This is a genomic window from Lactobacillus selangorensis (assembly GCF_001437205.1).
GTDB classification, from domain to species: Bacteria; Bacillota; Bacilli; order Lactobacillales; family Lactobacillaceae; genus Paralactobacillus; species Paralactobacillus selangorensis.
On the sequence record NZ_JQAZ01000006.1, the window covers coordinates 16,537 to 28,883 of the forward strand.

The window sequence follows — 12,347 nt, forward strand, 5'->3', positions numbered from 1 at the left end:
TAGAATCACGCTATTTTATTTTGATTGATTGTGATATGCAGATCTGCATTTTTACATTTTTTTAACGAGAGAGAGGGGAGATGGAACCGATGAAATATTTGCTTCTTGTTAGCCATGGTTCCTTTTCAACTGGTTTAAAAGGAACCCTGAGTATGTTTGCAGGTGATGAGGCAATGAAATCAGTGATTGCCGTTGGATTAAAACCGGATGAATCCGTGTCAAAATTTGAAACTCGTTTCAAAGTGCTTTTAGAAACACTACCAGATGATTCAAACTTTGTTGTTTTGGCTGATATTATTGGTGGCAGTCCGCTCACGACTGTGTGCAGCGTTTTAAATGAACATGGCAAATTGCAGGATGCGGTTGTTCTCGGTGGAATGAACTTTCCGATGGCGTTAACAACACTCATGTCGAAAGATAGTATGAAGAATTCGGAATTAAAGGAAAAAGCGTTATCAGAAGCAGCAGCGGCTCTTAAAGATTTTAAGACCGAGCCTTCAGATACTGATGATAATGACGACGATATTTAAAGGAGTGAATGAATATGTCAGTTTCGTTTGTACGTATTGATGATCGGATGATTCATGGTTTAATTACAACTCGTTGGGGTAAAGAATATCCTTGCGATGGTATTATTGCCGTAAATGATAAGGCAGCTACAGATCCGATTTTGTCGGAAGCTTATAAGGCTGCTTCAGATAAGAAAACTTTTATCTGGACGCTTGATCATTTTAACAAAGTAAAAGATAAGGTTTTAAAGTCATCAACACGGTATTTCTTGATTACAAAGAATCCGCAAGATATGAAGAAGATCCTGGTTGACATGAACTTTAAACCAAGTGATATCAAGACCGTTATTGTTGGCCCTGGAAATGATCGTGAAAATACAATCAAGCTAGGCGATAATCAGTCGTTTAATCAGTCAGAAGCCGATGCATTTGAAGCTATTCAAAATGCTGGTTATAAAGTTGAATTTGCACTTTTACCAGATAAGCGGATCGGCGATTGGGACAAATTTAAATCGCGTTTTAATTATTAATTAATGACACAGGATTTGAAAAAGGAAGGTAAGAAAAATGACAATTAGTTGGTTACAAGCTGCTATATTCGGTTTATTTGCCTGCTTATGTTCCAATTCATGTATGGCTGGTCAAGCGGTTGGTAATTATACCATCGGCCGTCCACTAGTTGGTGGTCTTGTCTGCGGTATTGTTCTTGGCGATATTAAATTAGGTATTGCTTGTGGTGTTGCGATGCAGTTAGTTTACATTGCTTTAGTAACACCAGGTGGTACTGTTTCAGCTGATGTTCGTGCTATTTCATATATTGGTATTCCGCTGGCAATGGTTGCAATTACTTCACAAGGCTTGAATCCACTTGGTGGTACTGCCGCAAACTTAGCTAAATCAATTGGGACTTTAGTTGGTACTGTTGGTACTGTTTTGTACTACGCCGTTGCCACAATGAACCTGGTTTGGCAGTCATTCGGTTGGAAAGATATTGAAAAGGGTAAAATTGATCGGATTACAGGCGTCAATTTCGGTTGGCCATGGATTTCACAGATGCTGTTCTCATTTATTCCAGCTATGCTACTCACTCATTATGGTGCTACAGCCGTTACTGCTTTACGTACCGCCTTACCAATGGATGGGATTGCAATGAAGACACTGTTCACAGTTGGCGGTATGTTGCCATGTGTCGGAATTGCGATCTTGCTTCGTCAGATTGTTAACCGTCCGGTAGACTTTATCCCATTCTTAGTTGGTTTTACACTTTGCGCTTCATTGAAGTTAAACTTAGTTTCTGTCACAATCATTTCATTATTGTTTGCGATTCTTATCTATGAAATTGAAATGGCTCACAACAGTTCTTCAAACGGTGGTTCAGCAGCAATAGAAACAAATGGTGACGATGATGAGGAGGATATTTGACCATGCAATCAACAAATGATATTAAAAACACAGATCAAAAAACACTTGATCATAAAACATTAACAAAGTCTTTCTATCTCTGGTTTTGGGGCGCCTTGACCTGCTTCTCTCAGGAACACATGCAGACTTTTGGCTACATGGCATCTATGTTGCCGATTCTGAAAAAATTGTATCCTGATCATGATGATCAAGTCGAAGCCATCCATGCTTATACCGCATTCTTTAACACAAATCCAATGTTGGGGACTGTTATTGTCGGAATCACGGCCAGCATGGAAGAGGCTCGTGCCGATGGGCAAGATATTGATGGCGAAACAATCAATGATATGCGTGCCGGTCTGATGGGGCCACTCGCTGGGATTGGGGATTCATTAATTGATGGTACCTTAATTCCAATTCTTTTAGGGATTGCCTTGGGGATGTCATCTGGCGGTTCACCGATTGGTGCCATCTTCTATATCGTTGCTTGGGTTCTTATCGCATACTTTGGTCAACGTTTCTTGTATTTCCGTGGTTATACGCTTGGTTCTCGAGCTGTTAACATTTTAGTTGGTGCGCAAGGTGCAGCCATTCGTCGTGCGATCGGAATTGTTGGTGCGATGGTTGTTGGTGGTGTTCTTGCTTCATGGGTTAATGTAACAACCTCACTGAAATTACGTGGCGCTGATGGTAAAGTCTTTCTGAACCTCCAAAGTAAGTTAGACAGTATTTATCCAGGATTGCTTACTGTTTTAATCACATTCTTCTGCTGGTGGTTAATGTCAAAAAAGCATGTTTCCGCCATTTGGACAATGGTCATTCTGGTTGTGATCTCGTTCGTTGGTGTTCTAGTTGGTTTCTTCAACCCAGGTCTTTCATACTAAAAGTTCAGAACAATAGATGAAAATAGAAGAAGGAAAATTGAAATGACAATTGATGAAATGACAAAAGGATATGAAAATGAAGTTACATATCAAAAGCATATGCTTAGAAATCTAGGTTATTGGTTTCAGCTTTGCACTATTATCAGTGGCGTTGGAATTGTTTTAATCTACTTCTTCCACCATAAAATATTGTGGCTGAATGTTATCGGCATTATATTATTGGTAATTGGTGCGTTAGGAATGCTATTATTTGGGTATTCAGGATGGAAAGGACAGCAGAATGTTCAAGCCGTTGTGGATGATTATGAAAAGAAAATCGCATATTTTAAAAAGGAGTCCAAAGCAAAACTGACTTCTAGTACCAAAAAATAGACATCGTTTTTAAATTGTAAAAATCTCTTTGGAACGCTAGTATTTGTACTTCGCGCCGCAAAGGGATTTTTTAGTGCTTAAAATAAAAGACCGAATCTTAGAAAAGAATATAAGACCCAGTCTGATAATTGACTTTATTTAAAGACATTATTTGCTTTTATGCCAGTAAGTTTTAGGTGTTGCAATGATGAGACGATCGCCGCCACTCAACTGTACCGTTTCGTCAGGAAGCAGCAAAAAACTTTGACCAGATATTAATGAATGATCATTGATTTGGATAAGTGAATCGCCAATATTTGTAATGGCAACGGCAATTTCTTCACGGTTAGTCACTATCTGATCACTATGAATTAATTTTAAGCGATATGGTTGCTCATCAACAGCGATTTTATCAGTAAAGAGACGTTTTTCGACATGATGAGTTGGATCGAGATTTGCAAGGGCATCTTTTACATCCAATTGGCGAGGCTTACCGTCCAACCCTTTGCGTTCATAATCGTAGAGTCGAAAAGTGATATCAGTTGACTGCTGAATTTCATAAACGAGTGCACCTGCACGAACAGCATGTAGTGTTCCATCCGGAACATAAAGATAATCACCTTTTGCAACTGGTTCGGTACCGATAAAACGAGTTGGATCAGCCTTGAACTCATCACTAGTTGGAAATTGTTGTGGGTCACGTAAACCGCTGTATATCGAACCACTTTTAGGAATTTCCAGAAAATACCATGACTCGCGTTTCCCGTAAGGAAGTCCTAAATGGCGAGCAAATGAGTCATTGGGATGAACCTGGATACTAAGATCTTGGTCCGCACCAAGCATATCAATGATTAAGGGATAATCTTCATAATTACGTAACCCAAGTCGTTCAGGCTTTTGTTGTGTAACTTGATGTAATGTGGTATTTTCGCCAGTTTGTGAATCATAAACTGCGCAATCAAGTTTTTCGGTACCGGCAACTGTATAAACAGAACCAGCATGTTTGCTGTTAGCACCGTATTTTTTTAATCGTGGCGTTCCCCAAATACGGTCCTGACTGAATGGTTTTAGAATAAGCATTATATTCCTCCTAAGGAAGGCTAAATGAACCGAAATTTTAAGCGTTCAAATATGTAATTACATATTTGAACGCTATTATTATAAAAAATCGTTTAAACAATGTCAATGCTTTAAATGAAAACTATTGACACACAAAAATGCATCATTAAATGTAATAACATATTAAAAAGCCTGGTGCTTACCAGACTTTTTTGTTTGTTCAATCGATATTGCTCATCTTTCCGTCATCAAATCTCTGCGTTGATAGCCTACAATTCCAATAATAATTAGGAACACTGCTATCGCTAAAAACAGCCAGGTTTGTGTCCAATTGACGTTTTTAACCGGTACTTTGGGTGTCCAGCCATAAGGGGTCAGGCGTTTGGCCCACTTGGGAATCTTCAGCAAACCGTCCATATAAATCGAAATGAAACCATAGCCCAAATAGAACCAAGCTAGATTGATCCATTTCGGCAGCCAGCCGACCAGCACAGCCCCCAGTCCCAGCATCAGCAGAATAATCGGTACATAGGTGTCGAAGCCTTTCATAAAGGTGGTCCAGTACAAAGCATGTTTGCCTAAGACAGCGACGTTGGCCCAATAAGCACCAGTAATGGCGACCAGCATGGCTAAAATGCCGACGATAATGCCGCTGACTAAGTAGCTGCTGAATAATTTGATGCGAGAAGTGGGAGTGGCGTTTAATGATTCCAGCCAGCCTTTGCTTTCATCACGTTTCAGTTTCAGCATTAACTGCAAAGCTGGAATGGTGCTGGCGGCGGCAAAAACGACGTTCAGCAGATTCAAAAAGTTGAGCCGTAATGTGTGGTTGGCCGAGTTGACTGCCCCTTGGCCAAAAACCTGCTGCATGGTCGGATTCGATTTGAGGATGTCGCCGATTGTTTTGAAGATGGACCCATACGAGGCACCCAGCAGCAATAAAACGATGAGCCATGTTAAGGCAAAGCGCCAATTCAAACGGAATTGCAGTGAGAAGACGCCTCGCAGCCAGGCTGGTGCCGTCGCACGGCCGTTGCGTTCCGGCAATAATCCGGCATTGAGGTCGCGAACATTATTGAGCTGCAATTCAATTAAGATGAGGACTAGGCTGCTGCCTAAATAAAGCCATAACGGCAGCCAGTTATTTTTAAAATAGGGCTGCGTTTTTTCGAGCCAGCCCATCAGCGACCACCAAGTGTAACGGGGATGACTGATATCGGTCATCATCCGAAGCAGATAGGCAATACCGAACACAGCATAGCTTAACGTGGTGGCCTGACTGGCATTATTGGCGACTTCTGCACACAGCAGTGCGATGACGCCAAAAAACAGGCCGCAACTGGCTAATCCCAGCCCCAACAGCCAATTTCCAGTTGATGTGGTGCCGACCATCCCGGAAAAATGCAGGCCGACGCTGATTGACACGCCTAACAGACCGTTGATCAGGATCAGTTCGGAGAGCACACTGAGCAGGTTGCTGGAACGGCCAACGGGCAGGGCACTAATCATTTCCAAGCTGCCGGTGTCCTCTTCGAAACGGGTGTTTTTGACAGCGAGTGAAATGTTCATAATAATTAGTAAAATGGCAGTAAAGACCAGCATTTCATTCGCAAAAATCTGGGTTGTCGTTGGTTTATTGGGCAAGGTAAATGCCCCGAACATTGCGACGACGGCTTTGCTTTTCAGCGTCGGCGTAATTGCCAAAATCTCTTTGCGAGTCCCATAAATATCGGTGAACTTGTAGGCAACGGCTAGGACCATGCCGCAGATGAAGAGATACCAGGCCAGCAGTTTGACCCAGTCGCGTCGCAACTGGATTTTCAGCAGGGCGCCGAATTGACTAAATTGATTGGTGCGCATGCGTGTCCGCCTCCTGTTGGTCCGGATTGGACTGGTAATAACGCAGGAACAAGTCTTCCAGCGTTGGCGGCGTACACTGCAGATTCTGAATCTGAGCCGTGGCGAGCTTGCTCATCACCGCCGACAGATGATTGGAATCAACCGCAAACGTCCAAGTATTCGGCTGTTTGTCAGCTTTAAAATCATGGACACCAGGCAAACTCTGGAGACCGGTCAGCGGTTCTTTCGTGGTGACCACAACCGTATTGCGTGTCAGCTGCTGCATTTGTTTCAAAGGCATCGACGTAATAATTTTGCCTTGCCGAATAATGGCAATCGTGTCGCACATTTTTTCGACTTCGGATAAAATGTGGCTCGACAATAAGACCGATTTGCCTTCCTGTTTGAGGGCCATCACACAATTTTGAAAGACAACTTCATTGAGGGGGTCGAGTCCCGAAGTCGGTTCGTCGAAAATGTAAAGGTCCGAATCAGCTGAAAAGGCGGCAATCAAAGCCACTTTCTGGCGATTGCCCTTTGAATAATCTTTGGCCTTTTTGGTCGTATCGAGCCCGAATTTTTTGATTAAATCGTCGGTTTTAGCGGTATGCTGATGATGCCCCAACCGCAGCATCAGGTCAATGATTTCGCCGCCGGTCAGATTTGGCCACAGATAAACATCGCCGGGCACATAGGCCAAACGGTCGTGAATCTGGACCCGATGTGACCAAGCATCCATGTCAAAAACATTGGCTTGGCCGCCGCTGGCTTTCAAAATGCCCAGAATGATGCGAATCGTGGTCGATTTGCCGGCGCCGTTAGGGCCGATGAAGCCTAAGACTTCGCCTGTATGTAATTGCAAGGTCACGTCGCTTAATGCCTGAAATTTGCCAAATCTCTTTTGTAAATGTTCAACGTCTAAGATCGTTGCCATTTAAATCGCCTCCAATGCTGTTTTCAAGCTGGTTACAGCGTATAGCGCTTTCTGGTAAAAGTCAATAAAGTGAACTATAATATATTTATTGTTCATCTTTTGAAACGAAGAAAAGCCGTTAAACGGATTCTTCGCAAAAAAGTTTTTTTCAGAGTTCCGGTTTTGAAAGCAGGTAAAAACATGAAACGAGTCCTTAAAAAACAGCAAGTTGCAAATCGAATCCTGCAAACGGCGACGCAAATGTTTACGCAGGAGGGGTATCATCCGACTCAGGTGGCTGCCGTCGCCAAACGAGCCCATGTGTCGAAGGTAACCCTATATAAGTATTATCCTTCAAAGCTCGATTTGGGGAATGCCGTTTTGGTTCGTATCATTGAAGACGGCTATGCAGCGTACGGCCGCTTTCTGGATGATCCCGACATGGATTTTGATGATAAGCTGCGGACGATAATGTCCGTTGAAACGAAGAGCTACCAGCGCTTGAATATGGATTTTGTCCAATTCGTGCTCACCAATCTGCAGGGCAAACTGGGGCCGACGAGTGCCGCCCAAGCCTATAACGCCGGGAAAAAACATTTTTGGCTGGTCTTAATCAAGCAGGGGCGTGCTGAAGGCAAAATCGATCCGCATATTTCCGATGATTCGCTGATGATTTTTGCCGATATGTTCATCAATTATTTCTTGACCCATCAGTATCAAGCTGATTTCGATGTGACCAAGCTCAAAGAAGAAGGCCCTGAATTGCTGCAGCTGTTTTTCTATGGTTTTGTGGGAAAACAGGCATAATAAAAAGACCGTCACAACCAAAAATTGTGGCGGTCTTTTCTGTCAGCAAGTCCGACTTTACTGACGCTCTATTTTTTGATAATGACGTCATTCAACCATTCGCCTAAGAATGGGTATTGTTTGATGAGTTCGTAAACTTGCGTTTCGTCGTCAGGATAATGGAGAACCAGCGATTCGCTGCGAGCATCGACACTGACGCCGAGTGTCTTTTTGTTCGGCAATTCGAGCCGATAACTGCTCATAGTGTCGCCAGTCTTCATTAAAATGCTGTTGTTGGCGGCGGAAATAAACAGTTTATCCAGACTTGGCAGCGATTCGGTTTCAACTCCAACGACAGTCAGCGTTAATTCATGATCGAGGAGCGGAGCGATATTTTCGGCCTTCCAAGTGAAGAGACCACTGGCAGAAATCTGCGGCTTGCCTTCTTTAGTAACGTTATTGCCGTCTTCATCAACGACCTTGAAGGAGCGGACGTCGTAACGGCCGATTTGCGTATCGAGGTGGATCAGCTTGTTGACGTTGGTGCCGACTTGTTCGGTCGCTGTGAAGTTTTTCGGCTGGTTGAAGACGACTGGGAAGGTCAGGTTATTAACCGGCTGCAGAATAGTTTCACGTGCGCTCGTAAAGCGATAGTCGGCTTTATAAAGCAGTTTAATCATTTGAATCAGGGGTTCATAGTCGCTTTCCGGCAGCATAAATTCGTCGCCTTTTTTGGTCAGTGTCGGCAAATTATGGGCGGCTAAAACGGCCCGCTCCGTTAACGGCTGCTGGATGGAGAATAACGTGGTGTTGTGGTCTTCAGTCGCATAATTGACATCGAGGGACACCCAATTGCTGGTGCTGCCACGTACTTGCAGCCAAGTGTGGTCCAGCAGTTCGGAATCTTTGATTGTGTCGTTATCTGTATAAGCTTCCCAGATACGGTCCAAGAGCAGGCGTGAATAGCTGCAGTTTAATTCGAAAAGGGCTTGGTCGTTAGTTGTCCATTGTGCCTTGCCAGATAAATAGTTAAGCCGCTGATGATACAAATCAGTTAAGGCTTGGCGAGTATCCCCGATGCTTTGCGGTGTTTCAACGGCCGCCCGTAAATCTTTTTCCTTAAAATTCAGCATGGTTTTTATTCACCGTCCTTATCTGATTGTGTCGCTAATCCGGCTTTCACTTTTAAACTGTCCATGTAACGGGCCGGCATTTCGTTGAGAGCCTGCATAAAGTCCTTCATGGACGGATATTGTGCGACGACTGCTTGATATTCGTAACGAACAACCGCCGATTCAACTTGGACCTGACGTTGCTGCTGATTGTAACGCTGGTCGGCCGTTTGCTTGGCTTCGTCGTATTGCTGCTGCAGGTCTTTGGTATCATGATGTTCAGCTTCATTGGTTGCAGCAACCTCGCTGTCGTCACCTTCCATGAAATCTTGGAAGAAGTTCTTGAAGCCGGTTGAACGGGTCTTTTGCTGCGTCCGGGAACGTTCGTTATCAGCTGCCGCACTAGCTGGTGCTTCAGGATCATCGGAGTGCGATGCATCGAGTTCCCGTTTCAGAGCATCCGCTTTTTCATAGATGCGATTATGCAGATCGTTTAATTGACTTTGTAAGTAGTTATCGGGGTCAGTGGACAATTCTTGCAGTTCAGGGATGATGGCCCGTTGTTCCTCATTGGTTTGGACGATGCGGCGCTGCCAGACATCGAGCACACCGAACTGACGACGGTGGTACCAATCCCCGAACATCACAATCCCGTTCGGGCTGATTTCGAAGAAAGGTAAGTATTCGGCCAGCCACTTAACCAAGCCTTCTTGTAAGTAACTTTCGAGTTCAGATTCAGCTTGTTTGTCGTAGGCCAAGATGTAATCGGGTACTTCTGAGATTTCAAGACGCAGGCTGTCAGCAGTGGCATCGATGCCATCATAAAGGTTAAGGTCAGAGCGATCTTGCCAAGCTTGGGCGAAGTCTGTAAAGAATCGTTTTTGATGATTTAAACATTGCTCAGTATCCATAAATAACGCTCCCTGATTTTTCGATTTTTGTAATTATCTTTATTCTAAGCCAATTCAAGATTCTTTGAAACCTCTTACGGCCTATAATCCCCTTTATTATAAAGAATTTAAGGGGTCGGTGTAAAGAAAGTTTGATCGCGGCATGCTAAAATAAAAGCGTACTCAAAAACGAATTCGAAACATAAAGGGGTTTTTATAAAATGTTAGCCAATGAAAATCGTCATGGTCAGGTCCAAGCCAGCAAAAACGTTTTTTCGGGCCGGATTTTCGATGTCGTTCAGGAAAAAATCAAAACACCTGATGACCTGATTGTCGAACGTGATTTAGTTAAACACCAGCCTGCCGTCAACATTCTGGCGATTACCGCCGATGACCAAGTGCTGATGAACGCCGAATACCGGGTCGGTGTCAACAAAGAGGCAATTGCGTTTCCAGCCGGTTTGATCAATCCCGGTGAGGATGTTCTGGCGGCCGCTAAACGAGAAGTGTTAGAGGAAACGGGGTATGAAATTGGGGAACCGCACATTATGACAACCGTCACTTCTTCCGAAGGGTTTACCGATGAAAAAGTGACGCTCGTTTTTGCCGAACTCAAAAATAAGGCCCCCATCGCCACCCATTTTGATGAGGATGAATACGTCAACAGCCAGTTAGTCCCATTGCAACAAGTAATCGAGTGGGTCCGGACCAATAAAATCACTTCAAGCCAAGCCATTTCATCGTTGCTGTATTATTTGCAGTTTATACGGAAGTAAAAAGAAGCACTCCAAGCATTTGCTTGGGGTGCTTCTTTACTTTAAGACACTGAGTTCGACTAAATTCTGGTCGGGATCCCGCAAATAAATCGAGGTCATCGGACCTTGAGCACCGGTGCGGTCGACGGGGCCGACTTCGATGGACAGCTGCTGGCGGTGGCAATGGGCAATCATTGCATGAACGGTCGTATCTTTCAGCAGCAGGCAAAAATCAGCTGATCCAGACGTCGGATGAGCGGCGACTGGCGGGTGCGGATGTGCCGCTACCTGAAAATTGAGTTTCTGCTTTCCAATCCGAACGGCCGACCGCCCATTTTCAAAATGAAAGAGGGGCAGTCCAAGCTGGTCGTGGTAAAAGTGTTCGCTGGCGGCCAGATTGGTGACGGTCAGTGTCAAATGATCGAGTTGTTCAAATTGCATTGAACCACCTTATTTCGTATATTCGATTGTGTAGCTGCCGTTGTTCTGGTTGACATTGAAGCTGGAATAGCCGCTGCTGAGCCAGCTGGACTGATTCTGCTTGGCATATTTCAGGGCATCGCTGGCTGAGCTGAACGAAGACTGGGTCGAAGTGCCTTCAGTCGCCGTTCCATTATTCGAAGAGGAACTGGCTGCAGGTGTCGATGAGGAGGATTGGGTCGTCGAGCTGGACTGGTTGGCCTGGCCGTTATTATCGGTATTATTATTCGTGGTACCGTTATTCGTAGTACCAGTATTATTGTCCGTTGTCTGGTTATCATTCGTCTGGGAATTGTTTTGGGCCGTTGACGAAGAAGCCTGCTGTACGGATGAACTTGATGCGGCTGGCTGAGAATTGGCAGCGGTGTTGTTGTTATCAGCGGTCGTGTCAGTTGAATTGGTATCGGCCGTTTGATAAGTGTTGTCCGTTGTGGCGGCTACAGTTTGGTCGGTCGTGTCGGAAGAACTTGTGCTCGATGAGGATTTGCTGCTCGACTTCTTCTTTTTCTTAGACGATGATTTTTTCTTTTTCGAAGCCGCTTTGCTGCTAGAGGAAGCATTCGTGACTTCGGTTTCGGAAGCATGGTCATTCGTGTCGGATCCGCCGTTTGCACTGGCAATGCCCCAATAGGCGAAGAAGGCGAGAATCAGGATGCCGGCGACAATCAGCGGCGGCTTGTTTTTCCGCCAGAACTGGATGATCTTGCTGGGCTTCTTGGGACTGTTCTGACCGGAACGGCTGGTGCGGCTTGTTTTAGGGGCTGCTTTCGCTGCTTGGGCCGTTTTAGCCTGTTCGGCTTTTTGGGCCTGCTTTTCTTGATGACGAATGGATCGTTTCGCCTGTTTGACTTGTTTGGCCTGTTCTTTGGCTTTTTGAGCCTGCTGTTCTTGATCCTTGCGACGCCCGAGCCGTGTATTTTGCTCGTCTGGCTTCATGAATGGAACTCCTTTCTAATAGGAAACTTCAACTGTTTTTTCAAATTCGGCTTCATCATTATCTCCAACGTGGAGGTTGAACGCCGGATAAAGTTTGGTCCGCATTTCGGTGACCAAGGCACTCATTTTAGCAACGATTTCATCGTGGCTCATTTGAGCAGGGTAGATTTTAAGATCAGCTTGGAGTTCCTGAGCAGTGAGGACAAAATCACGGTCCGGATTTTGGAACACTAAAATAAGGCCCAGACAACGCTGCGCACGATCACTAAGGGTGTTTAATGCTTGAAGTTGTTGCGCTGTAAACATGAAAAGGATCTTCCTTTCTCTTCCCTTTAAAATACCGTGTTTCGGCATAGAAAACAATGGTTACGCCGATTTTGAAATCAAAACTTAAATTTCAATCGGCATTAAAGCGTTTTAGTACAGTCGAAA

15 protein-coding genes are annotated in these 12,347 nt (G+C 44.5%); 7 read left to right on the plus strand and 8 right to left on the minus strand.

What is annotated here, in order from left to right; genetic code table 11:
* Nucleotides 1-89 precede the first annotated feature (89 nt).
* The 5 genes from IV40_RS08000 to IV40_RS08020 are packed head-to-tail and all read left to right on the plus strand — an operon-like array spanning nt 90 to nt 3,166.
* Nucleotides 90-530, plus strand: coding sequence for a PTS sugar transporter subunit IIA (locus IV40_RS08000; RefSeq protein WP_057770671.1), 441 nt, complete (start codon nt 90-92; stop codon nt 528-530).
* Between the two features lie 14 nt (nt 531-544).
* Nucleotides 545-1,039 (plus strand): PTS sugar transporter subunit IIB, encoded by a 495-nt coding sequence (locus IV40_RS08005; RefSeq protein ID WP_057770367.1) that lies wholly within the window; start codon nt 545-547, stop codon nt 1,037-1,039.
* Nucleotides 1,040-1,076: 37 nt separating this feature from the next.
* Nucleotides 1,077-1,931, plus strand: a complete 855-nt coding sequence (locus IV40_RS08010; RefSeq protein WP_057770370.1) for a PTS mannose/fructose/sorbose/N-acetylgalactosamine transporter subunit IIC — start codon at nt 1,077-1,079, stop codon at nt 1,929-1,931.
* Nucleotides 1,932-1,933: 2 nt separating this feature from the next.
* On the plus strand, nt 1,934-2,794 hold the full coding sequence (locus IV40_RS08015) for a PTS system mannose/fructose/sorbose family transporter subunit IID (protein WP_057770372.1): 861 nt from the start codon (nt 1,934-1,936) through the stop codon (nt 2,792-2,794).
* Nucleotides 2,795-2,836: 42 nt separating this feature from the next.
* A complete protein-coding gene (locus tag IV40_RS08020; RefSeq protein WP_057770375.1) occupies nt 2,837-3,166 on the plus strand; it encodes a hypothetical protein in 330 nt (109 codons plus the stop codon).
* Between the two features lie 147 nt (nt 3,167-3,313).
* Here IV40_RS08020 and IV40_RS08025 read toward each other — a convergent pair whose 3' ends face one another.
* The 3 genes from IV40_RS08025 to IV40_RS08035 form a co-directional block, all read right to left on the minus strand.
* Nucleotides 3,314-4,225 carry a type I phosphomannose isomerase catalytic subunit gene (locus IV40_RS08025; RefSeq protein ID WP_057770378.1) on the minus strand — a complete coding sequence of 304 codons (912 nt, stop codon included), beginning with the start codon at nt 4,223-4,225 and terminating at the stop codon, nt 3,314-3,316.
* A 213-nt stretch (nt 4,226-4,438) separates the two neighbouring features.
* Nucleotides 4,439-6,064, minus strand: coding sequence for an ABC transporter permease (locus IV40_RS08030; RefSeq protein WP_057770382.1), 1,626 nt, complete (start codon nt 6,062-6,064; stop codon nt 4,439-4,441).
* The gene (locus IV40_RS08035; RefSeq protein WP_057770385.1) at nt 6,045-6,977 is read right to left on the minus strand and encodes an ABC transporter ATP-binding protein; all 933 of its coding nucleotides are present in this window, start codon (nt 6,975-6,977) and stop codon (nt 6,045-6,047) included. The genes IV40_RS08030 and IV40_RS08035 overlap by 20 nt, the downstream gene beginning before the upstream one ends.
* 180 nt (nt 6,978-7,157) lie before the next feature.
* On the opposite strand from IV40_RS08035, the gene IV40_RS08040 reads away from it, so the two are divergent.
* Nucleotides 7,158-7,763, plus strand: a complete 606-nt coding sequence (locus IV40_RS08040; RefSeq protein ID WP_057770388.1) for a TetR/AcrR family transcriptional regulator — start codon at nt 7,158-7,160, stop codon at nt 7,761-7,763.
* Between the two features lie 68 nt (nt 7,764-7,831).
* Here IV40_RS08040 and IV40_RS08045 read toward each other — a convergent pair whose 3' ends face one another.
* On the minus strand, nt 7,832-8,875 hold the full coding sequence (locus IV40_RS08045) for a hypothetical protein (RefSeq protein ID WP_057770391.1): 1,044 nt from the start codon (nt 8,873-8,875) through the stop codon (nt 7,832-7,834).
* Nucleotides 8,876-8,880: 5 nt separating this feature from the next.
* On the minus strand, nt 8,881-9,765 hold the full coding sequence (locus tag IV40_RS08050; protein WP_057770394.1) for a hypothetical protein: 885 nt from the start codon (nt 9,763-9,765) through the stop codon (nt 8,881-8,883).
* 200 nt (nt 9,766-9,965) lie between these two features.
* Between IV40_RS08050 and IV40_RS08055 the strand changes: the two genes are divergently transcribed.
* Nucleotides 9,966-10,520, plus strand: a complete 555-nt coding sequence (locus tag IV40_RS08055; protein WP_057770397.1) for an NUDIX hydrolase — start codon at nt 9,966-9,968, stop codon at nt 10,518-10,520.
* Between the two features lie 36 nt (nt 10,521-10,556).
* Here the strand turns inward: IV40_RS08055 and IV40_RS08060 are convergent, their stop codons facing one another.
* The 3 genes from IV40_RS08060 to IV40_RS08070 are packed head-to-tail and all read right to left on the minus strand — an operon-like array spanning nt 10,557 to nt 12,221.
* Nucleotides 10,557-10,940, minus strand: a complete 384-nt coding sequence (locus tag IV40_RS08060) for a VOC family protein (RefSeq protein WP_057770400.1) — start codon at nt 10,938-10,940, stop codon at nt 10,557-10,559.
* 9 nt (nt 10,941-10,949) lie between these two features.
* Entirely contained in the window at nt 10,950-11,915 is a 966-nt protein-coding gene (locus IV40_RS08065) for a hypothetical protein (RefSeq protein ID WP_057770403.1), read from the minus strand.
* A gap of 15 nt (nt 11,916-11,930) precedes the next feature.
* Nucleotides 11,931-12,221 (minus strand): hypothetical protein, encoded by a 291-nt coding sequence (locus tag IV40_RS08070; RefSeq protein ID WP_057770407.1) that lies wholly within the window; start codon nt 12,219-12,221, stop codon nt 11,931-11,933.
* Between the last annotated feature and the right edge of the window lie 126 nt (nt 12,222-12,347).

Excerpts from the sequence above, each read along its gene's own strand:
- IV40_RS08000 (WP_057770671.1), top strand. The coding sequence starts at position 90 with ATGAAATATTTGCTTCTTGTTAGCCATGGTTCCTTTTCAACTGGTTTA.
- IV40_RS08005 (WP_057770367.1), top strand. The coding sequence starts at position 545 with ATGTCAGTTTCGTTTGTACGTATTGATGATCGGATGATTCATGGTTTA.
- IV40_RS08010 (WP_057770370.1), top strand. The coding sequence starts at position 1,077 with ATGACAATTAGTTGGTTACAAGCTGCTATATTCGGTTTATTTGCCTGC.
- IV40_RS08015 (WP_057770372.1), top strand. The coding sequence starts at position 1,934 with ATGCAATCAACAAATGATATTAAAAACACAGATCAAAAAACACTTGAT.
- IV40_RS08020 (WP_057770375.1), top strand. The coding sequence starts at position 2,837 with ATGACAATTGATGAAATGACAAAAGGATATGAAAATGAAGTTACATAT.
- IV40_RS08025 (WP_057770378.1), bottom strand. The coding sequence starts at position 4,225 with ATGCTTATTCTAAAACCATTCAGTCAGGACCGTATTTGGGGAACGCCA.
- IV40_RS08030 (WP_057770382.1), bottom strand. The coding sequence starts at position 6,064 with ATGCGCACCAATCAATTTAGTCAATTCGGCGCCCTGCTGAAAATCCAG.
- IV40_RS08035 (WP_057770385.1), bottom strand. The coding sequence starts at position 6,977 with ATGGCAACGATCTTAGACGTTGAACATTTACAAAAGAGATTTGGCAAA.
- IV40_RS08040 (WP_057770388.1), top strand. The coding sequence starts at position 7,158 with ATGAAACGAGTCCTTAAAAAACAGCAAGTTGCAAATCGAATCCTGCAA.
- IV40_RS08045 (WP_057770391.1), bottom strand. The coding sequence starts at position 8,875 with ATGCTGAATTTTAAGGAAAAAGATTTACGGGCGGCCGTTGAAACACCG.
- IV40_RS08050 (WP_057770394.1), bottom strand. The coding sequence starts at position 9,765 with ATGGATACTGAGCAATGTTTAAATCATCAAAAACGATTCTTTACAGAC.
- IV40_RS08055 (WP_057770397.1), top strand. The coding sequence starts at position 9,966 with ATGTTAGCCAATGAAAATCGTCATGGTCAGGTCCAAGCCAGCAAAAAC.
- IV40_RS08060 (WP_057770400.1), bottom strand. The coding sequence starts at position 10,940 with ATGCAATTTGAACAACTCGATCATTTGACACTGACCGTCACCAATCTG.
- IV40_RS08065 (WP_057770403.1), bottom strand. The coding sequence starts at position 11,915 with ATGAAGCCAGACGAGCAAAATACACGGCTCGGGCGTCGCAAGGATCAA.
- IV40_RS08070 (WP_057770407.1), bottom strand. The coding sequence starts at position 12,221 with ATGTTTACAGCGCAACAACTTCAAGCATTAAACACCCTTAGTGATCGT.